The organism is Acrocarpospora sp. B8E8, assembly GCF_039871605.1.
In the GTDB taxonomy this organism is placed as follows: Bacteria; Actinomycetota; Actinomycetes; order Streptosporangiales; family Streptosporangiaceae; genus Acrocarpospora; species Acrocarpospora macrocephala.
In genome coordinates, this window is record NZ_JBDPLV010000059.1 from 1 (window position 1) to 20,139 (window position 20,139).

A 20,139-nucleotide genomic window follows, 5' to 3' on the forward strand; every position below is an offset into this window, starting at 1 on the left:
AGATGAGGTCTCCCACCCTGTGAGGGGGTAAGGCTCCCGGTAGATGACCGGGTTGATAGGCCGGGTGTGGAAGCGCGGTAACGTGTGGAGCTGACCGGTACTAATAGGCCGAGGACTTGACCATAAAGCAGTCTTTTGCTGCGAGTGGGTTGTGCTGCGTCTTGAAGGTGTTGTGTCTTCGAGGCTGCGCGAACTTTTTGTAGCGATGTTTTGCTCGCGTCCACTGTGTGATTCTGAGACAACAAGCAGATACGCGTGCATGTGTGTGTTGGTTGTTTGTTTCATAGTGTTTCGGTGGTTTTAGCAGTGGGGAAACACCCGGTTACATTCCGAACCCGGAAGTTAAGCCCTCCAGCGCCGATGGTACTGCACCGGGGACGGTGTGGGAGAGTAGGACGCCGCCGGACAATCTTTATCGAAGGGCCTCAGCCGAATGGTTGGGGCCCTTCGTGTTTTCGGCCCAGGAATCACCCGAGGAAATCACCCGAGTTCCCTGTCAAGGAACAAAGAGACGTTCCGTCGGGGCGTTCAAGACGTTCAGCATCATGCCCGAGAAGAACACCGTTCCCAGGCTGAGCACACGTTTACCCAACCCGCTCAAGAACGTCGGAGTGATCTCTTCCTCGTCGACGATCGGCCATTCGTCGGGGAGCGCCTTGGTGAAACTGAAATGCGCGTCGGAGAGCCGTACAAATGTGACCGGATAGTCGGCGAGTTCGATGATGGCTCCCTCCACGTCCTTGTGGTCGGGCAGGCACAGCAGAACGTGGTCGATGGTGTCCCAGCGCTGGTGCGCCATTGTCAAAGCGGTGGCGATTCCCACACGGCTGATGGCTGAGTCAATATAGACCTCCGTTTCGCTGTCCGGGACGACATGGTGGGACAGTCGCCCAGGCAGTCGCACGGATTCGAGCACCCGCTGGAGATCCCCCGGAGCTGGGGATTCCCTGCCCAGGAGCGACACCATCGTGCTCGCCGCCGCGCAGCCGAGTTCGGCATTCCATCTGCCGTACGAGGGGGGCAGCAACTCCGCCGAAAGGGCACCCGCGGCGAGGACGTCGAGTTTCAGGTTCGCCTTTTGCCGGACGACCATCTCGATGGCTTCCCGCACCGAGGGCTGCTGGGGTAGCGACACGACCGCCTTGGTCTGACTGGACACGACGGAGGCCTTCTCCTGAGCGATTTCCACGGGCGTGTCGCCGAGCACGCCCACATGCTCGGCGAAGATCTCCGCGATCGCCACCACCATCGGGGGAAAGATCGATACCTCATCCGACCCGCCACCCATTCCGGCTTCCAGCACGAGGTAATCGGCTTCGACCTGCTCCGCGAACAGCACACCGGCGATAGTGAACAGCCCCGCGGGGGCCAGATAGCCAGGGAGGCGGTCCCGCCCAGGCAACCGCTGGAGGCCGTGACCGATTCGATCCCCGAGTGAGGTGAGTTCCGCGGCGGAGATCGCGGCTCCGTCCAACCTGATCCGTTCCCGGTTGGACCGGAGGCCGGGACTGGTGACCATGACAACGCGGGAGCCCGACGCGGCCAGGAAAGCGGACGCGTAGGTCGCCGCCGTGCCCTTTCCTTTCGAGCCGACCACCGTGAGAACGGGCATGCCGGCGCCAGAAAGGCCGATCAGGCGGAGCAGGTGTCGCGCTCGCTCCAGACTTCGACGCGAGGCGTCGGGACGCGACCGCCAGTCCGCGAAGAAGGCACTGTCAGAGCTCACCGCGCGAGTCTACGCGGTCCATCAGCGGCGACCTCCGAGCACGCGACGTATGCGTAGGGGGCTGATGATCATCGATAACTGCTCAGAGCGCCAAACAGAAGGAGCAGGTCGCCGAGGTGCTCGCCGTTATTCGGCGCCGTTTACGCGGGTGGTGCTCCTCGCCGCACCGGCGCCAAGTGCGGTAGCGGCATTGCTGTCTGATGATTCTTCACCGGGAGGCCGGGGAGACACGGCCGCAGGGGAGGGCGGTTGGGGCGGCATTAAACTGGCTCGGTGACAGCAGCGCAGGACATCCACACAGTCGAGGCCGCGATCCGTGCGCGCGGTGTCGAATGGGACATCGACCCGACCCTGGATCGGATGGTCGGCCTGGTCGACCTTCTGGGCCAGCCGCAGGCGGCGTTTCCTGTGATCCACATCGCCGGCACCAACGGCAAGTCGAGCACGGCCAGGATGGTCGAGGCGCTGCTGCGGGAACGGAACCTCCGGGTCGGGCGCTACACCAGCCCTGAGTTCGCCTCCATGCGCGATCGCATCTGCGTGGACGGTGCCCCCCTGGACGAGGACCGGTTCGTCGAGCTGTTCCACGAACTGGAGCCTCACTTCGGGATCGTGGACCAGAAGTACGGGCAGTTGAGCTTCTTCGAAGTGCTCACGGCGATGGCCTTCGCCGCATTCGCCGATGCCCCCGTGGACGTGGCCGTCATCGAGACCGGCATGGGCGGCACGTGGGACGCGACCAATGTCGTGACCGGGGCGGTGGCCGTCATCACCGCCATCTCGCTGGACCACACCGACTACCTCGGTCCCGACGTGGAAACGATCGCGGCGGAGAAAGCGGGCATCATCAAGCCGGGCGCGACGGCCGTGCTGGAGCAGCAGGTGATCAGCGCCGCCGAGGTGCTGATGCGGCGGTCGGCCGAGGTCGGGGCGACCGTGGCGCGCGAAGGGCTGGAATTCGGGGTGCTCCACCGCGAACTGGCCATGGGCGGTCAGCTCATCCACCTCAAGGGACTCAAGGGCTCCTACGAGGAGGTCTTCCTGCCCCTCTACGGGGCGCATCAGGCGAGCAACGCCGTAACCGCGCTGGCGGCGGTGGAAGCCCTGACCGCGGGGGATGATCCGCTCGCCGACGACCTCGTACGTCAAGCCTTCGCCCAGGTGACCAGCCCAGGACGCCTGGAGGTGGTCCGCAGAGGCCCGACCGTCATCATCGACGCCGCGCACAACCCCGGCGGCATGGAGGCCTCGGCGGACGCGATCACCGAATCATTCGGCTTCACCCGGCTCATCGCCGTGGTGGCCGTCATGGCCGACAAGGACGTCGACACCATCCTCGAACTCCTGGAACCCATCGTCGAAGAGATCGTGATCTCCAAGAACTCCTCGCCCCGATCGATGGACCCCGAAGAGCTGGCGCAACGCGCGGAGAGCGTTTTCGGCCAGGACCGCGTCCATCTGGCTCCCCGCCTGGACGACGCGATCGACCTCGCGATCAGCCTCGCCGACCAGGGCGACGAGTTCGGCGCCGGCGTGCTCATCACCGGTTCCGTGGTCACCGCCGGCGACGCCAGGCTTCTGCTGAAGGTCGGGTGAACATGTTCGACGTCACCCCCGGCATGCGCCGCCTGGGCGCCACCGTTCTCGGCATGGAAGCGATCGTCGTCGCCCTGGCCACCCCGGTCGCGATCACGATCCAGAATGTGGAGCCCGGCGTCGCGGCCACGATCGGCATCGGGATGGCGGTGCTCTGCGTGATTGTCGCGGGCCTGCTCAGATACCCGGCCGCCTTCATCGCGGGCAGCTTGCTGCAGATCCTGGCGATCGCGACAGGTTTCCTGGTCAACACGATGTTCTTCCTTGGGGCAATCTTCGCGGCTCTATGGATAACAGCGATATTCGTCGCTCGCCGTGTCGAGGGCGCGACGAAGCGCTAAAGTCGGCCACCATGGCCGTCCCTCCAATTCAGCCGCTGCACCCTCCGCTGGACGTCGTCCGCGCGCCCGCGGTGGCCATCGTGGTCGACATCCTGGTGGCCCTTCTGATCGTGGCCACGCTGCCGCTGGCGATCTTGGCGATTCCGAACACGATCTCCGTCGTCGCGGCGCTGCTGCCGCCGGACGTGTCGCAGATCGCGATGATGCGCGCCCACGGCCTGGCCCTGCCCGCCATGCTGCTCACGGTCCCGGCCGCCGCGCTGGCGGTGCGCCGGTTCCGGGCCGCGCCCGTGCTGGTCGCCGGTCTGACCGTGCTGGCTCTGGCGGACGCAGGGGGTGGATTCGCGGACGGCCCGGTGACGGTGGGCGTGCTGCGGGTGCTGCATGGCGTGGGTGCGGGCCTGCTGGTCCCGGCGACGCTGGTGGCGGCGATGGAGCGGCCGTCCCGGCGAATCCTGCTCCCGGTGTGGGCCGGCTCGCTCGCGGTGAGCCTGCTGGGCGGTCAGGCGCTGGCGCTCTGGCCGCTGGACGCGGTCTCCTCCTGGCAGGTCACGCTCCAGCCGTACCCGCTGCTGACCGGGGTGGCGCTCGCGCTGGCCGCCGTCTTTCTGGTGTTGTGGTTGGTGAGCGACAAGAAGGGCGCCGGGGGTCCGCGGCTGTCGGCGACCGAGCGGACGCGGCTGGTCATGGCGGCGGTTCCGTCGGCGGGGATCGCGCTGCTCGCGGTGGGGACGACGTTCGACTGGCCGCCGCTGATGGTGATCGCGGTCGCGTCGGTCGCGGTGGTCGCGATGCTCGGTCTGGGCTCGGTGGCGACTTTCGACGGTCCTGGTGGCCGGGTGCTGGCGTTCACCAATGTCGGTGTCGGGCTGGTCGTGTTGCCGACCGCCGCGCAGATGACGTATGTCGAACTCGGCGGTCTGGGCGGGCCTGGGCTGACGGGCATGTGGGCGCCGTTCGGGGTGGCCGCCATCGTCGCCCTGCTGGCCGCGCACGCGGCGATGCGCGTGAACGAGGAGCTGGCGGCTCGGCTGGCCGCCGCCGGGCTGGTGACGGTGGTGGTCGGTCTGTGCGCGGTGCGACTGCTCGTGCCCACCATGGGCGGCTCTCTGCTGCTGGTCCCGTTCGTTCTGCTCTCGACCGGAGCGGCGGTCGCCATGGTGAGCGCGCTGCGCCTGGCGGGGCAGGTGGCCGCCCTGTTCGGCCTATCCCTGCTCTTCCCCGCGGTCCTGGCCGGGTTCCTGCTCGGCACCGGCATCCAGGTGACCCGGCTGCGCGCGGTCAGCGAGGCGGAGGACACCACCCGTCAGGCCATGGTGGATGGGTTCGTGGGAGCTTTGCACCTGTGGGCGCTCATCGGTGGGTTCGTTCTCGTGCTGGTGCTGCTGCTCGCGTCCTTTCTGGCCCGCCGGTCCGCGCTGGCCGTACGGCCGGAGGAGCCGGCAGCGGGCGAGCCGGAACCGCCGGTGGTTCCGGCGCCCACGCCCTCTCCGGAGGACAGGAGCGATGACGCGGGAGCCGACCGGTAAACTGCGGCTTGCGCGCGTGCGCGCCCCGAGTCTTCCTTCCGCGGCCGTCCCTGCGCACGCGGATCGCATCAAAGGAGAAACCCGTGTCCGAGCGTACGCTTGTCCTGATCAAGCCGGACGGTGTCCGTCGTGGCCTCGTCGGCGATGTCATCGGCCGCATCGAGCGTAAGGGCCTCAAGATCGTGGCGATGGAGCTGCGCACGCTGGACGCCGACACCGCCAAGGCGCACTACGCCGAGCACTCCGAGCGCCCGTTCTTCGGCGAGCTGGTGGAGTTCATCACCTCCGCGCCGCTGGTGGCCATGGTCGTCGAGGGTCCGCGCGCGGTCGAGGCGTTCCGGGCGCTGGCGGGTCTCACCGACCCGGTGAAGTCGGCTCCCGGCACGATCCGCGGCGACCACGCTCTGGAGATCGGCGAGAACGTCGTGCACGGTTCCGACTCGACCGAATCGTCCGCCCGGGAGATCAAGATCTTCTTCCCCGACCGTTTCTAAGAGCCGCACCCGCGAAAGCCCCGGGAAACCCGGGGCTTTTCGTGTTTCCGCAGGTAGATGTGGATAAACGTGAGAAATCTGAGGGTCAGCGTGCTCGGCCATGGGTACAACACGTTACGATTCGAATGCGATGCGTTATCACCTGCGGACCACCTGAAGGGAGGCCTCCTTCCCATGGGCAGTAAGCTTGCGTTTCTCGGCCGCGACATGGCTGTCGATCTCGGCACGGCCAACACGCTGGTCTATGTGCGCGGGCGTGGCATCGTGCTCAATGAGCCGTCGGTAGTGGCTATCAACACCACCTCGGGCAAGATCGTCGCCGTTGGCATCGAAGCCAAGCGCATGATCGGCCGTACGCCAGGAAACATCGTGGCGGTCCGCCCGCTGAAGGACGGCGTGATCGCCGACTTCGACGTCACTGAGCGCATGTTGCGCTATTTCATCCAACGTATTCACAAGCGCCGTCATTTCGCCAAACCGCGCATCATCGTCGCCGTGCCCAGCGGGATCACCGGCGTCGAGCAGCGCGCGGTCAAGGAAGCCGGCTACCAGGCCGGCGCCCGCCGCGTTTACATCGTCGAGGAGCCGATGGCCGCGGCCATCGGGGCGGGCCTGCCGGTGCACGAGCCGACCGGCAACATGGTCGTGGACATCGGCGGCGGCACCACCGAGGTCGCGATCATCTCGATGGGCGGCATCGTGACCAGCCAGTCCATCCGGGTCGGCGGCGACGAGCTCGATCACGCGATCATCACGTACGCGAAGAAGGAACATTCGCTGATGCTCGGCGAGCGGACCGCGGAAGAGGTCAAGATCGCGATCGGCGCCGCGTGCGCGATGCCGGAGCAGTTCCACGCCGAGATTCGCGGCCGTGACCTGGTCAGCGGCCTGCCGAAGACGATCGAGGTGTCCGCCGACGAGATCCGCGCCGCCATCGAGGAGCCGCTCAACTCGATCGTCGACGCGGTCAAGTCGACCCTGGACAAGTGCCCGCCGGAGCTGTCCGGCGACCTGATGGACCGGGGCATCGCGCTGACCGGCGGCGGCTCGCTGCTGCGGGGCATGGAAGAACGCCTCCGCGACGAGACCGGCATGCCGGTGCACCTGGTCGACAACGCGCTCGACTCGGTCGCGCTCGGCACCGGCCGGTGCGTGGAGGATTTCGACGCGCTCCAGCAGGTTCTGGTCCCCGAACCGAGGCACTGAGGCACGGCGATGAAGGACACACGGCGGACGCGGATCGTGGTGGGCTCGCTGCTGGCGACGGCGCTGCTGCTGATCACGCTCGACCACCGCAGCGGGGACAGCCCGGTGCTCGGGCCGATCCGGGGGGTCGCCGCCGGGGCGTTCGGGGCCGCGGAACGGGCCGCGGCCTCGGTCACCGAGCCGGTCGGCTCGTTCTTCCGGGCGCTGGCGGGCGCGTCGGGCGCGCAGCGGAAGATCGCGGAACTGTCCGCCGAGAACGGCAGGCTGCGCGGCGAGCTGACCGCGCAGCGGCTGGACCGGCAGCGGTCGGCGCAGCTGAACGGCATGCTCGGCCTGGCCGGCCGGGGCGGCTACCGGGTGGTGCCGGCGCAGGTGATCGCGCGAAGGTCCGCGCCGGGGTTCGAGGACGCGGTGGAGATCGACGCGGGCGCCAGGGACGGCATCCGCGCCGAGATGACCGTGCTCAACGCCGACGGCCTGGTCGGCCGGGTGGTGCGGGCCGAGGAGCACACCGCGACCGTCGTGTTGTTGTCGGATCCGGCCTCCTCGGCGGGGGCGCGGCTGGAGGGCGGCAACGAGCTCGGCGTGGTCAACGGCCTGGGCGAGAACGGCAGCGCCGGGCGGTTCCTGCGGTTCCGGCTGCTGGACTCCTCCGCGCCGCTCACCGTCGGGCACCGCATCGTCAGTTTCGGGTCCATGCGGGACACGCCCTATGTGGCGGGAGTTCCCGTCGGGGTGATCGAGCGGGTGGAGGCGACCCCCGGCGAGCTCACCCGTACGGCGTATGCGCGGCCGTTCGCCGATCTGACCTCGCTGGACGTGGTCGGCGTGGTGGTGAAGGCGCCGACGCGGCCGCCGCGTGACTCGGTCCTGCCGGGCGGGCGGCCGGATCCGAAGCCGCTCAAACCCGTCCCGAGTGTCTGACATGGCGCGGAATCTGGGCACCGCCGCGCTGATCTTCGCCGCGCTCGTCGTGCAGATGACTGTGATCAATCGGATGGGTTTCTCGGTGACACCCGATCTGGTGCTGCTGGTGGTGATCGCGCTCGCCACGCTGCGCGGCGAGACCGCGGGCGCCGTCATCGGGTTCCTGGCCGGGCTCGCCGCCGACCTCACCCCGCCCACCGACCACGTCCTGGGGCAGTACGCGCTGGTGATGTGCCTGACCGGTTACCTGGCCGGGCGGTGGGCGGCCCGGGTGCCGCTGCTGTCGGTGGCCGCGTGCGCGGTGGGCGCGCCGGCGTTGGCGGTCGGGGTGGGGTCGTTGCTGGGCGACCCGGGCGTGGACTGGTCGACTTTCATGGCGATCTGGCCGGGCACGGCGGTGTGCAACCTGCTGGCGGCGCCGATCGTGGTCTGGGCGGTGCGCGGGCTGTTCCGGCCGGCCCGATCCAGGGACGTGCTGTTCGTGGGAAGGAGACGGCCGTGAACCGGATGCGGACCCGTTTCGTGGTGTTGCACGTGCTGGTGTTGTCGTTGCTGGCGGTCCTCGCCGTCCGGCTGTGGCAGGTCCAGGTGGTGCGCGGGCCGGAGTTCGTGGCGGTGGCGACCGAGACGCGGACCAGGGATGTGGTGGTGCCGGCCATCCGGGGGCAGATCCTGGATTCGGCCGGGCGGCCGCTGGTGCGCAACCGCACCGGTCTGGTCGTGTCCATCGATCGCACCCGCCTGGATCGGATGCCGGACGCGGGCGACGCGGTGCTGAAGAAGCTGGCGGCCGTGCTCGGGTCGACCCCGGAGTCGTTGCGGGAGCGGATCCGCTCGTGCGGGCCCGGGGTGGCGCGGCCGTGCTGGACAGGCTCGCGATACCAGCCGATTCCGGTGGACGACGCGGTGACGACCCGGGAGGCGCTGCAGATCCTGGAGCGCCAGGAGGACTTTCCCGGGGTGACGGCCGAGGTCCAGGCGGTGCGCGACTATCCCGGCAAGACGCACGCGGCGCAGGTGCTCGGGTATCTGCAGCCCGTGACCCAGCAGGAGCTGGAGCGCCGGCAAGGGCTCAAGGCCAGCTATTCGGGCGTCGACCTGGTCGGGCGGGACGGGCTCGAAGAGATCTACGACCAGGCGCTGCGCGGCAAGTCGGGCCTGCGCCGGGTCCAGGTGGACCGGATGGGCAAGGTCATCGGGGTCGAGCAGCAGGTCGCACCGATCACCGGGGACACGCTGATCACCAGCATCGACGCGAAGGTGCAGGCCATCGTGGAGAAGGCGCTGGAAGGGGCGATGCAGCGGTCGCCGCAGGCGGACGGCGCGGCGGGGGTGGTGCTGGACGTGCGGACCGGGCGGGTGATCGCGATGGCCAGCATGCCCACCTACGACCCGTCAGTGTGGATCGGCGGGATCTCCGAGAACGAATACCAGCGGCTGCTGTCGGACAAGTCCGGCCGACCGCTGGTGTCCCGCGCGATCAAGGGCACGTTCGCGCCCGGCTCGACGTTCAAGGTCACGTCGGTGTCGGCGATGGTCAAGGACGGCTACCCGCTGAACGGCACCTACGACTGCCCGGGCGCGTTCATGGTCGGCAGCCGGCCGTTCCACAACTTCCGGGGGATCGGGCTCGGCCCGATGAACCTGCACACCGCGCTGGTGAAGTCGTGCGACACGATCTTCTACCGGGCGGCGTACGAGATGTGGCTGCGCGACGGCGGCATGAAGCCCAAGCCCAAGCCCAAGGACCCGATGGCGGCGATGTCCCGGGCGTACGGATTCGGGAAGCTGACCGGGATCGACATTCCGGGGGAGTCGGCGGGGCGTATTCCGGACCGGTACTGGAAGAAGAACCTGTGGGCGGCCACCCGGGCGACCAACTGCATTCGCGCCAAGAAGGGGTATCCGGAGGTCAAGGACGGGAACAGGGCGGCGTTCCTGAAGCAGCTGGCCTACGAGAACTGCCTGGAGGGCTTCCAGTGGCGGGCGGGTGACGCGGCGAACTTCTCGATCGGGCAGGGCGACGTGCTGGTGACGCCGCTGCAGCTCGCCAACGCGTACGCGGCGCTGGTCGGGGACGGGAAGGTGCGCAGCCCGCGGATCGCCTGGGCGCTGGTCCGGCCGGACGGCACCAAGGTCAAGGAGATCGTGCCGCCGGTGATCGGCAAGCTGCCGATCGACGAGACCACCCGCGCCTACATCAAGAACGCGCTCAGCCAGGTGCCCTCCGACGGCACCGCGGCCGGGGCGTTCGGCGGCTGGCCGATGAACCTGGTCAGCATCGGCGGCAAGACCGGCACCGCCGAGGTGTACGGCAAAGCCGACACCGCCTGGTTCGCATCGTTCGCCCCCACGGCCAAACCCCGCTTCGTGACCGTCGTCATGGTCTCCCAGGGCGGCATGGGCGGCTCGGCCGCCGCCCCGGCGGTCCGCGAGATCTACGAGGGCATGTTCGGGTTCGGCAAGGACCACGCGCCCGCCGCGCTCACCGAACCCGCCAAACGCCTGCCGGTGATCAAGCCCGATGGCACGGTGAACCGGTGATCCCCGCTTCGGCGGTGCCCCGGCGCAGGTCGCTGGCCAGCCGCGCGGTCGGCGAGGGCTCCGCGATGCGCCGGATGGACGGGGTGCTGCTGATGGCCGTGGGCGCGCTCTGCGTGCTCGGCACCCTGCTGGTCTGGTCCTCCACCAGGACCTGGATGTCGGTGGAGCCGACCGGCCTGGTCAAGAAGCACGTGCTCAACCTGGGCATCGGCGCCGTCCTGCTCAGCGCGGTGGCGATGGTGGAGCCGCACCGGCTGCGGGCGTACGCGCCGGTCGTCTACCTGATCGCCATGCTCGCGCTGATCCTGGTGGTGACCCCGGTGGGCACCACGGTGAACGGCTCGCACTCCTGGATCATGCTCGGCGGCGGCTTCGCCATGCAGCCGTCCGAGCTGGCCAAACCGGCGCTGGTGCTGCTGCTGGGCATGCTGCTGGCCGAACCGGCGGAGGGCACCGACCGGCCCAGGACGCTGGATCTCCTGCTGGCGCTGGCCGCGTCGGGGCTGACGATGGCGCTGGTCATGCTCCAGCCCGACCTGGGCACCACCATGGTGCTCTCGGTGATCACCGGCGGGGTGCTGATCTTCGCGGGGGTGCGGAAACGCTGGATCGGCGTGGTGGCGGGGGCCGCGGTGCTCGGGGCCGGTCTGGTGTGGTCGTTCGGGCTGCTCCAGCCGTACCAGGTGGCGCGGTTCACCGCGTTTCTCAACCCGGCCAGCGACCCGCGCGGGGTCGGCTACAACAGCACCCAGGCGCTGATCGCGATCGGCTCCGGCGAGGTCTTCGGCAAGGGCCTGTTCCACGGCGGCCAGACCACCGGCCGGTTCGTGCCGGAGCAGCACACCGACTTCATCTTCACCGTGGCGGGGGAGGAGTTCGGGTTCCTGGGCGCGCTCACCGTGATCGCGCTGCTCGGCGTGGTGCTGCTGCGCGGGCTGCGGATCGCCCGGTACTGCGAGGACCGGTTCAGCGCGCTGGTCGCGAGCGGCATCGTCTGCTGGTTCGCGTTCCAGATGTTCATTAACGTTGGGATGACAATCGGCATCATGCCGATTACGGGATTGCCCCTGCCTTTCGTCTCGTACGGCGGGACGGCCACGTTCGCCAACATGATCGGGATCGGGTTGCTGCAGGCCATCCACATCAAGGAGCGAAGCTTCGCGGGGTGAGAGCCGCCCGCAGGATCCTGCGGAGCGCTCTCACTGGCGCGACTTTCGTCAAGCGAACAATCTGGGAACGTACCTTGAATGTGCGATGACGGATGAACTCAGGACGCCATCCCCGAAGATCCCCCGAAGACGGAGGAACGGTGACTCCGGACGACGAGGCGCAGGAGCGCGGGCGCGCTTTGGACCTGCTCCGAAAGGCATTTCCCGACTACCGGATCGTGTACGGCGGCGGCCGATGGGCGGCGGCGGCAGCCGGGAACCCGCCCACGGTGTGGTTCGCCCAGACGGCGAGCAGCCTGTGCGGGCAGCTCTTCCTCGCCCAGCTGCGCAATGGCGGCTCGGTGGGCCCGTTCCGCACGGAGAGCGACTCGCAGTGCGCACGGTGACCCTTTCGTAACGAGTGCCGGGCTAGCGTGGTATCGCCCCCTCTTGGAGAGTCAATGACCTATTCCGCCCGTGACCGTTCGGCCATTCAGTTCGCCGGTGCCATCCGGGACCGCACGCTCGCGGCCCTGGGCGAGGCGCCGTCGACCGCCGTCATCCATCAGATCGCCGAGGAGATCCACCTCAGCTCCCCCCAGACCTCCCGGTTGAAGTGCATGCGGCTGGCCAACGGCTGGACGGTGGAGGAGGCGATCGAGCGGTTTCACGACATGTGCGACCGTTCCCAGATCAAGCGCCGGGGCCTGTCCGAGCGCTCCTGGCGGGAGTGGGAGGCGGGCGCGCGGCCGGACCGCGAGTACACCGACCTGCTCTGCCGCCTGTTCGAGACCGGCCCGGTCCAGCTGGGCTTCGCCCGCGACTACACGCCGGAGGAGGCCCGCCGGGCCCAGGCGGGCGCGGGCGACCCGATCGCGGACGCCGCCACCGAGGCCAGCGAGCACGCCGAGGAGGCCGAGACCAGCGAACTCGGCACCGGCGCGCTGGAACGCCTGCGCACCCAGGTGATCTGGGTGGGCCGCCGGTACGTGTGGGAGACACCGCTGCCGCTCTTCGTGGAGATGCGCGCCCTCCAGGAACAGACCAGGAAGGCGCTGGAACGCCGCATCCACCCGACCCAGGCGGGCGAGCTGTACTTCCTGACCGGCGCGCTCTGCGGTCTGATGGCCAACGCCAGCATGGACATGGGCCGCCGGGTGCCCGCCGACACGCTGGCCAGGGCCTCCTGGACGTACGGCCGGATCTCCGGGCATCCGTCGCTGATGGGCTGGGCCCGCGGCATGCAGGCCTCGGTCGCGCTGTGGGACCGCCGTTACGAGGACGCGGTCAGATACGCCGGCGACGCCCTCACCCACCTGTCCACCGGCAGCGGCGGGGCCAGGCTGCACATGCTCAGAGCGCGGGCCTGCGCGATGCTGGGCCGCTCCGCCGAAGCCAGGGACGAACTCCACCGGGCCTCGCAGGCCCGGGCGTCCGGCGGCCCCGACGAGCTGCACGACGAGATCGCCGGGGAGTTCGCCTTCCGGCCCGCCAAGGAGCATTACTACGCGGCCGTGACCCACCTGCATCTGGGCCAGGCGCCCCGGGCGATCGAGGAGGCCAGGGCCGCCATCGCGCTCTACTCCGCCGACGAGCGGGAGAACCGCTCCTACGGCTGCGAGGCGATGGCCCGCGCCCACCTGGCCATCGCTTACGTGCTGGAGGACGACCAGGAAGGCGCGGAACAGGCGGTCGCGCCGCTGCTGGAACTGCCGCCAGAACGCAGGATCGACAGCCTGGGCGCCACCCTGGCGGCCAGCAGATCGCTGGTGTCGGACCGGATGGCCCGCCAGATCGAGGGCTTCTGCTCGGTCGGCCTGGCGCAGACCCGTGACCTGAGTTTCGAAACCCCGGCCAGGGCGCTGAACCCATGACCGCTCCCACCGTCGCCGGAGTTCCCGCGACGCTCGCGCAAGCCTGCCATGCCGCCGGTCTGGACCCGGCGGGCGCGCGCCTGCTGCGCAGCTTCGCCAACATCGTCTACCTGCTGCCCCGCGAGTCGGTGGTGGTACGGCTTTCCGACGCCAACGCCCTCGGCAAGTACGACCGCCTGGTCGTCTCGCTCAAGGTCACCCGCTGGCTGGTGGAGCAGGGCTTCCCGGCCACCATGCCGTTGGATGTCAAGCAGCCGCTGGCCGTCGACGGCGCGCTGGCCACGTTCTGGCACTACGAGGAGCACGCCGGGCCGCCCCCGGACCCGGCGCCGCTCGGCCTGATGCTCCGGCGGCTGCACGCGCTGCCGCCGGTGCCGTTCGACCTGCCGACCTTCGACCCTTTCGGCACGATCCGGCGGGCCATCGCGGCCAGCCGGGCCATCGACGAGGAGGAGCGCGAGTGGCTGACCGAACGGTGCTCGGCGCTCTCCGACGCCTACTACGAGCGGCTGGAGTTCGCTCTGCCGTACGGGCTGGTGCACGGTGACGCGCACCGGGGCAACCTGCTCCGTACACCTGAGGGACTGCTGCTGTGCGACTGGGATTCGGTGAGCGCCGGGCCTCGCGAGATCGACCTGGTGCCCACGCTGGTGGGGGCCAGGTTCGGGCTGACCGAGGCGGAACGGGACGGGTTCGTCGAGGCGTACGGGTATGACGCCAGGAACTGGTCCGGGTATGGGGTGCTGCGCGACACCCGGGAAATGCAGACGCTGACGGCCGTGCTCAGGAACGCGCACCGGGATCCGGGGTCGCGGGCGGAGTTACGGTTCCGGCTCGCTTCGCTACGGGCCGGTGACGACCGTACCTGGCACGCCTTCTGAAGCGGATACCCTTGGGAGCATGTCTGTCGAGTCCTTGTTCCCCCGCCTGGAACCGCTGCTGCCCAAAGTGCAGAAGCCGATCCAGTATGTGGGGGGTGAGCTGAACTCGACCGTCAAGGATTGGGACGAGGCCACGGTCCGCTGGGCGCTGATGTATCCGGACGCGTATGAGGTGGGCCTGCCCAACCAGGGCGTGCAGATTCTGTACGAGATCCTCAACGAGCTCCCGGACACCATGGCCGAGCGCACCTACGCGGTGTGGCCCGACCTGGAGGCGCTGATGCGCGCCGAGGGCGTGCCCCAGTTCACCGTGGACGCGCACCGGCCGGTGCGCGCCTTCGACCTGCTCGGGGTGTCCTTCTCCACCGAACTCGGCTACACCAACCTGCTGACCGCGCTCGATCTGGCGGGGATCCCGCTGCACGCGGTCGATCGGACCGACGACGATCCGATCGTGCTGGCCGGTGGGCACGCCGCGTTCAACCCGGAGCCGATCGCCGACTTCCTCGACGCCGCCGTGCTCGGCGACGGCGAGCAGATCGCGATCGCCATCTCCGAGGTGATCCGCGAGTGGAAGAACGAGGGCGAGCCGGGCGGCCGGGACGGGGTGCTGCTGCGTCTTGCCGAGACCGGCGGCGTCTACGTGCCCAAGTTCTACGACGTGGAGTATCTGCCGGACGGCCGGATCAAGCGGGTCGTGCCCAACCGTCCTGGGGTTCCCTCGCGGGTGTTCAAGCACACCGTGATGGACCTGGACGAGTGGCCGTATCCGAAGAAGCCGCTGGTGCCGCTGGCCGAGACCGTGCACGAGCGGTTCAGCGTGGAGATCTTCCGCGGCTGCACCCGGGGCTGCCGGTTCTGCCAGGCGGGCATGATCACCCGCCCGGTCCGGGAGCGCTCGATCACGGTGATCGGCGACATGGTGGCCAACGGCATCAAGGAGTCCGGCTTCAACGAGGTCGGCCTGCTGTCGCTGTCCAGCGCCGACCACTCCGAGATCGCCGAGGTCGCCAAGGGCCTCGCCGACCGGTATGAGGGCACCAACACCTCGTTGTCGCTGCCGTCCACCCGGGTCGACGCGTTCAACATCGACCTGGCCAACGAGTTCTCCCGCAACGGCCGTCGCTCCGGCCTGACCTTCGCGCCCGAAGGCGGCTCCGAGCGCATGCGCAAGGTGATCAACAAGATGGTCACCGAGGAGGATCTGATCCGCACCGTCACCACCGCCTACACCCAGGGGTGGCGGCAGGTGAAGCTGTATTTCATGTGCGGCCTGCCCACTGAGGAGGACATCGACGTCCTCGGCATCGCCGACCTGGCCAAGAAGGTCATCAAGGCCGGTCGCGAGGCCACCGGTTCGCGGGACATCCGCTGCACGGTCTCCATCGGCGGGTTCGTGCCCAAGCCGCACACCCCGTTCCAGTGGGCCGCCCAGTGCGACCACGAGACGGTGGACCGGCGGCTCCGCGAACTCCGCAACAGCCTGCGCAACGACAAGCAGTACGGCAAGGCCATCGGATTCCGCTACCACGACGGTAAGCCGTCCATCGTGGAGGGGCTGCTCTCCCGGGGGGACCGGCGGGTCGGCGCGGTGATCGAAGCCGTGTGGGCGGACGGCGGGCGGTTCGACGGCTGGAGCGAACACTTCTCCTACGAACGCTGGATGAAGGCGTCCGCCGAGGTCGGGGTGGACGTGGACTGGTTCACCACCCGGGAGCGCGAGGAACACGAGGTGCTCCCGTGGGACCACCTCGACGCCGGGCTCGACCGGGAATGGCTCTGGCAGGACTGGCAGGACGCCGTCAACGACGTCGAGGTCCACGAAAAAGAGGTCGAGGACTGCCGCTGGACACCGTGTTACGACTGCGGCGTCTGCCCCACCATGGGGACCGAGATTCAGATCGGGCCCACGGGGCGGAAGTTGCTGCCGCTGACCGTCGTGTGAACGACGCGTGAGAGCGGCATATGCTGAGAGAAGAATTTCTGACTCGAAGAGTATCGATTCAACATCAATAACAGAGATTGACGACACCGGAAGGACGACGGAGCACTGAAACCCGTTCCCGATGGGCCCCCGCCCGCGCCCGTGGTGCAGCGCCTTCGTGTGCGTTACGCCAAGCGTGGACGGTTGCGCTTCACCAGTCACCGCGACATCTCCCGCGCGCTCGAACGAGCGGTCCGGCGGGCGGGTATCCCGGTGGCGTACAGCGCGGGGTTCAGTCCACATCCGAAGATCTCTTACGCCGGAGCCGCCCCGACCGGGGTGGCGAGCGAGGCCGAGTACCTGGAGATCGGGGTGAGCCGCGCGTGTGATCCGCTCCGGCTCCGCGCCGACCTGGACGCCTCGCTTCCGCCGGGCCTGGACGTGCTCGACGTGGTCGAGGCGCACGCGGGGAGCCTGGCCGACCGGCTGGAGGGGTCGATGTGGGAGGTGCGGCTGACCGGGGTGGACCCGGCCGAGGCCGCATCGGCGGTGACGGCGTTTCTGGCTGCCGCGCGTGTGGATGTGGAGCGCCTGACCAAGAAAGGCTTGCGTGCGTTCGACGCACGTCAGGCGGTCCAGACCCTCACCGTGGCGGAGAACGCGGATGGAACGGCAGGTCAGGAGCCGATTCAGTCGTGTGTCATACTTCGCATGGTCGTTCGGCACGAAACTCCTGCCGTCCGGCCCGATGACGTGCTCATGGGATTGCGTCTCGTGGCAGGCCTCGCGCCGCCGTCACCCCCCGCGGTGACCAGGCTGGCGCAGGGGCCGCTCGACGCGATAACCGGTGAGCCCGCCGACCCGCTCGAAGCCGACCGGGTTGGTGACCACCTATAGGACTTGCCGCCGCGGCCCCGTGAGGAGGCCAGGCGGACCGCGAGAGACGAATGCTCCCGCGCGGCGCGGAAACGCGCCCGGGAGCTGACGGGAGAGCGCCCGCATGCTCGACAACGAGCCCACTGTCGGCGATACGACAACAGAGACCACACAACTGAACACCAACGAGACCAAGACCGTGCGCCGTCGCGCCAGCCGCCCCGCCGGGCCTCCGCCCGAGCCGGACGACATCCCGCCGGCTCCGGCGATCCAGGCCGCCGCCGCCCAGGCGCTGGCCAGCCCTGCCGTGGGTACGGCTGTCGCCGAGAAGCCCAAGCGCACGCGTACGAGCAGGCGTGCGGTGGCCGAACCGGCGGAAACGGCGGCACCGGCCGAAACGACGGTGTCGGCGGAGACGACGGCCGAGGTGGCCGAGGTCGCCGAGAAGCCGAAGCGTGTCACCCGCCGCCGGACGAAGGCCGCCGATGCGGCTGAGGCCGCTGAGACGCCCGAAGCGGTCGTGGCCGATGCGCCTGTCGCGGCGGAGAAGCCGGCCCGGCGGACCAGGACCCGCAAGAAGGCCGAGCCCGTCGAGGAGCCCGTGCCTGGAGTCGACGAGGCTGTCGTCGAGGCTGAGATCGACGCGGTCGTCGAATCGGCGGCCGAAGCCCCGGTGAAGCGTCGCCGTACCCGGAAGAAGGACGACGACGGAGATCATCGTGGGGAACGATCCAGCGCGATGAGCGCCGCCGAGGCCCAGGTGGCCGCCGCGATGCTGCTGGCCATGCCCGCCGAGGAGCCGCTGGACGACGAGCCCGCAGGGGAGGACCTGGACGAGGATCTGTCCCCGCAGGCGCGGGTCGTGGCCGACCCGTTCGGGCTGTCGGCCGCCCGGCAGGCCGATGTGCCGTCGGTGACCTTCCAGCCGCCCGCCGCCGTCTTCCAGCCGCTGTTCCAGGCTCCTGATCCGTTCGCGGCCAAGCAGGTTCCGGTGAAGCAGGCGCCAGCCAAGCCCGCCGTACCGGCCGAACCGGTGGAGGAGCCGGAGCCGGTGACCGCCGAGGCCGAAGAGGCCGAGGAGAGCGACGAGGAGGCCGGCGAGGACGGTTCCCGCCGCCGGCGTCGCCGCCGGGGCGGCCGTGGTCGCGGTCGGGCCCGCGAGAACGACGAGGCCGGCGAGGACGAGAGCGGCGAGGAAGAGCCCGCCGAGGAGGAGGACGCGCAGGCCGCGTCCGCCGAGGAGGAGGGCGAGACGACCGGTTCCCGGCGTCGCCGCAGGCGGCGCAGGCGCGGGACCGACGACGCCGAGCCGATCAGCGACGATCCGCCGAACACGGTGGTCCGGATCCGCGCGCCGCGCGCCGGGCGGACCGCCCTGTCCACCACCACCTCCGTGGACGAGGTGCAGGGCTTCCGCGGCTCCACCCGCCTGGAGGCGAAGAAGCAGCGCCGCCGCGAGGGCCGCGAGATGGGCCGCCGCCGCCCGCCGATCATCACCGAGTCGGAGTTCCTGGCCCGGCGCGAGGCCGTCGAGCGGGTCATGGTGGTGCGCAGGCACGGCGGCCGCACCCAGATCGCCGTGCTGGAGGACGGCGTGCTGGTCGAGCACTACGTGGACCGCGAGGCCAGCCAGTCCTACGTCGGGAACGTGTATCTGGGCAAGGTGCAGAACGTGCTGCCGTCGATGGAGGCGGCGTTCGTGGACATCGGCAAGGGCCGCAACGCGGTGCTGTACGCCGGTGAGGTGAACTTCGACACCGCCGGACTGGAAGGGCAGCCGCGCCGGATCGAGGCGGCGCTCAAGTCGGGCCAGCCGGTGCTGGTGCAGGTCACCAAGGACCCGATGGGCCACAAGGGCGCCCGCCTGACCTCGCAGATCAGCCTGCCGGGCCGCTACCTGGTCTACGTCCCCGACGGTTCCATGACCGGTATCTCGCGCAAGCTCCCGGACAAGGAGCGCACCCGGCTCAAGCAGATCCTGCGCAAGGTGATGCCGGAGAACGCGGGCGTGATCGTGCGCACCGCCGCGGAAGGCGCGTCCGAGGACGAGCTGGCCCGGGACGTGGCGCGGCTGTCGGCGCAATGGGAGGCGATCCAGCGCAAGGCCAAGTCGGCCAGCCCGCCGGAGCTGCTGTCCGGCGAGCCCGACCTGACCGTGCGCGTGGTCCGGGACGTGTTCAACGAGGACTTCGCCTCGCTGGTGGTCTCCGGCGAGGAGGTCTGGGCGGACGTGGAGGACTACGTCAGCCATGTCGCCCCGCACCTGGCCGAGCGGCTGTCCCGCTGGGACGAGCCCGGTGACGTGTTCGCCGCCTACCGGGTGGACGAGCAGATCTCCAAGGCGATGGAGCGCAAGGTCTGGCTGCCGTCCGGCGGCTCGCTGGTGATCGACAGGACCGAGGCGATGACCGTCGTCGACGTCAACACCGGCAAGTTCACCGGCCACGGCGGCAACCTGGAGGAGACCGTCACCAGGAACAACCTGGAGGCGGCCGAGGAGATCGTGCGCCAGCTCCGGCTGCGGGACGTCGGCGGCATCATCGTCATCGACTTCATCGACATGGTCCTGGAGAGCAACCGCGACCTGGTGCTGCGGCGGCTGCTGGAGTGCCTGGCCCGGGACCGGACCAAGCACCAGGTAGCCGAGGTGACCTCGCTCGGCCTGGTGCAGATGACCCGCAAGCGGGTCGGCCAGGGCCTGCTTGAGGCGTTCTCCACGCCCTGCGACTGCTGTCACGGCCGCGGCCTGATCGTCTCGACCGAGCCGGTCGAGGCCAAGCCGGAGCCGCGCGGCACGCAGGGCAAGATGGCCATCGAGAAGGCGGTCGCCGACAAGCTCGGCGACGGCTCGGCGGTCGCCGCCGACGACGGCCGGGACAGCGTGACCGACAGTTTCGACGAGGGACAGCCGCGAGGGAGGCGACGCTCCCGGCGGTCCAGATCGGCTGACTGAACAGACTTCTCATTAACCAGAAACCCGTCCCATAGATAGCCGCGGAGGCGCCGATCAGGCGACTCACCGTGTTGATGGCCGCGCCTCCGGCACGGCGGGCTTGGCCGCCTTCAGCCTGTG

The 20,139-nt window shown here is 69.3% G+C and carries 16 protein-coding genes and 2 rRNA genes; 17 read left to right on the forward strand and 1 reads right to left on the reverse strand.

What is annotated here, in order from left to right:
• Together ABGB08_RS40075 and rrf are read left to right on the forward strand one after the other, a co-directional pair.
• Positions 1-124: ribosomal RNA gene (locus ABGB08_RS40075) — 23S ribosomal RNA — on the forward strand; the annotation flags it as partial.
• 166 nt (positions 125-290) lie between these two features.
• Positions 291-407 (forward strand): 5S ribosomal RNA (gene rrf / locus ABGB08_RS40080).
• 89 nt (positions 408-496) lie between these two features.
• Here the strand turns inward: rrf and ABGB08_RS40085 are convergent.
• Positions 497-1,339, reverse strand: coding sequence for a hypothetical protein (locus ABGB08_RS40085; protein ID WP_347601668.1), 843 nt, complete (start codon positions 1,337-1,339; stop codon positions 497-499).
• A gap of 747 nt (positions 1,340-2,086) precedes the next feature.
• Between ABGB08_RS40085 and ABGB08_RS40090 the strand changes: the two genes are divergently transcribed.
• The 15 genes from ABGB08_RS40090 (at position 2,087) to ABGB08_RS40160 (ending at position 20,019) form a co-directional block, all read left to right on the forward strand.
• Positions 2,087-3,322 (forward strand): folylpolyglutamate synthase/dihydrofolate synthase family protein, encoded by a 1,236-nt coding sequence (locus tag ABGB08_RS40090; RefSeq protein ID WP_347601768.1) that lies wholly within the window; start codon positions 2,087-2,089, stop codon positions 3,320-3,322.
• A 2-nt stretch (positions 3,323-3,324) separates the two neighbouring features.
• Complete coding sequence (locus tag ABGB08_RS40095) at positions 3,325-3,663, forward strand: DUF4233 domain-containing protein (protein ID WP_347601670.1); 339 nt, start codon at positions 3,325-3,327, stop codon at positions 3,661-3,663.
• A gap of 11 nt (positions 3,664-3,674) precedes the next feature.
• Entirely contained in the window at positions 3,675-5,192 is a 1,518-nt protein-coding gene (locus ABGB08_RS40100; protein ID WP_347601672.1) for a hypothetical protein, read from the forward strand.
• An 83-nt stretch (positions 5,193-5,275) separates the two neighbouring features.
• Complete coding sequence (ndk, locus tag ABGB08_RS40105; RefSeq protein ID WP_155347590.1) at positions 5,276-5,686, forward strand: nucleoside-diphosphate kinase; 411 nt, start codon at positions 5,276-5,278, stop codon at positions 5,684-5,686.
• 174 nt (positions 5,687-5,860) lie between these two features.
• Entirely contained in the window at positions 5,861-6,892 is a 1,032-nt protein-coding gene (locus ABGB08_RS40110) for a rod shape-determining protein (protein ID WP_347601674.1), read from the forward strand.
• 9 nt (positions 6,893-6,901) lie between these two features.
• Positions 6,902-7,816, forward strand: coding sequence for a rod shape-determining protein MreC (gene mreC / locus ABGB08_RS40115; RefSeq protein WP_347601676.1), 915 nt, complete (start codon positions 6,902-6,904; stop codon positions 7,814-7,816).
• A gap of 1 nt (position 7,817) precedes the next feature.
• Positions 7,818-8,321, forward strand: a complete 504-nt coding sequence (gene mreD, locus ABGB08_RS40120) for a rod shape-determining protein MreD (RefSeq protein WP_347601678.1) — start codon at positions 7,818-7,820, stop codon at positions 8,319-8,321.
• Between the two features lie 5 nt (positions 8,322-8,326).
• The gene (mrdA, locus tag ABGB08_RS40125; protein ID WP_347601770.1) at positions 8,327-10,363 is read left to right on the forward strand and encodes a penicillin-binding protein 2; all 2,037 of its coding nucleotides are present in this window, start codon (positions 8,327-8,329) and stop codon (positions 10,361-10,363) included.
• A complete protein-coding gene (rodA, locus tag ABGB08_RS40130; protein ID WP_347601680.1) occupies positions 10,360-11,532 on the forward strand; it encodes a rod shape-determining protein RodA in 1,173 nt (390 codons plus the stop codon). The genes mrdA and rodA overlap by 4 nt, the downstream gene beginning before the upstream one ends.
• A gap of 140 nt (positions 11,533-11,672) precedes the next feature.
• Positions 11,673-11,918, forward strand: a complete 246-nt coding sequence (locus ABGB08_RS40135) for a hypothetical protein (protein WP_347601682.1) — start codon at positions 11,673-11,675, stop codon at positions 11,916-11,918.
• Positions 11,919-11,972: 54 nt separating this feature from the next.
• The gene (locus ABGB08_RS40140) at positions 11,973-13,385 is read left to right on the forward strand and encodes a hypothetical protein (RefSeq protein ID WP_347601684.1); all 1,413 of its coding nucleotides are present in this window, start codon (positions 11,973-11,975) and stop codon (positions 13,383-13,385) included.
• The gene (locus ABGB08_RS40145; protein ID WP_347601686.1) at positions 13,382-14,266 is read left to right on the forward strand and encodes an aminoglycoside phosphotransferase family protein; all 885 of its coding nucleotides are present in this window, start codon (positions 13,382-13,384) and stop codon (positions 14,264-14,266) included. The genes ABGB08_RS40140 and ABGB08_RS40145 overlap by 4 nt, the downstream gene beginning before the upstream one ends.
• Positions 14,267-14,285: 19 nt before the next feature.
• On the forward strand, positions 14,286-16,211 hold the full coding sequence (locus ABGB08_RS40150) for a TIGR03960 family B12-binding radical SAM protein (RefSeq protein ID WP_347601688.1): 1,926 nt from the start codon (positions 14,286-14,288) through the stop codon (positions 16,209-16,211).
• 141 nt (positions 16,212-16,352) lie between these two features.
• Entirely contained in the window at positions 16,353-17,087 is a 735-nt protein-coding gene (locus tag ABGB08_RS40155; RefSeq protein ID WP_246268843.1) for a TIGR03936 family radical SAM-associated protein, read from the forward strand.
• 103 nt (positions 17,088-17,190) lie between these two features.
• Positions 17,191-20,019: an Rne/Rng family ribonuclease gene (locus ABGB08_RS40160; RefSeq protein WP_347601690.1), complete on the forward strand. Its 2,829-nt coding sequence runs from the start codon at positions 17,191-17,193 to the stop codon at positions 20,017-20,019.
• Positions 20,020-20,139 lie beyond the last annotated feature (120 nt).

Excerpts from the sequence above, each read along its gene's own strand:
- ABGB08_RS40090 (WP_347601768.1), top strand. The coding sequence starts at position 2,087 with ATGGTCGGCCTGGTCGACCTTCTGGGCCAGCCGCAGGCGGCGTTTCCT.
- ABGB08_RS40095 (WP_347601670.1), top strand. The coding sequence starts at position 3,325 with ATGTTCGACGTCACCCCCGGCATGCGCCGCCTGGGCGCCACCGTTCTC.
- ABGB08_RS40100 (WP_347601672.1), top strand. The coding sequence starts at position 3,675 with ATGGCCGTCCCTCCAATTCAGCCGCTGCACCCTCCGCTGGACGTCGTC.
- ABGB08_RS40110 (WP_347601674.1), top strand. The coding sequence starts at position 5,861 with ATGGGCAGTAAGCTTGCGTTTCTCGGCCGCGACATGGCTGTCGATCTC.
- mreC (WP_347601676.1), top strand. The coding sequence starts at position 6,902 with ATGAAGGACACACGGCGGACGCGGATCGTGGTGGGCTCGCTGCTGGCG.
- mreD (WP_347601678.1), top strand. The coding sequence starts at position 7,818 with ATGGCGCGGAATCTGGGCACCGCCGCGCTGATCTTCGCCGCGCTCGTC.
- mrdA (WP_347601770.1), top strand. The coding sequence starts at position 8,327 with ATGCGGACCCGTTTCGTGGTGTTGCACGTGCTGGTGTTGTCGTTGCTG.
- ABGB08_RS40140 (WP_347601684.1), top strand. The coding sequence starts at position 11,973 with ATGACCTATTCCGCCCGTGACCGTTCGGCCATTCAGTTCGCCGGTGCC.
- ABGB08_RS40145 (WP_347601686.1), top strand. The coding sequence starts at position 13,382 with ATGACCGCTCCCACCGTCGCCGGAGTTCCCGCGACGCTCGCGCAAGCC.
- ABGB08_RS40150 (WP_347601688.1), top strand. The coding sequence starts at position 14,286 with ATGTCTGTCGAGTCCTTGTTCCCCCGCCTGGAACCGCTGCTGCCCAAA.
- ABGB08_RS40160 (WP_347601690.1), top strand. The coding sequence starts at position 17,191 with ATGCTCGACAACGAGCCCACTGTCGGCGATACGACAACAGAGACCACA.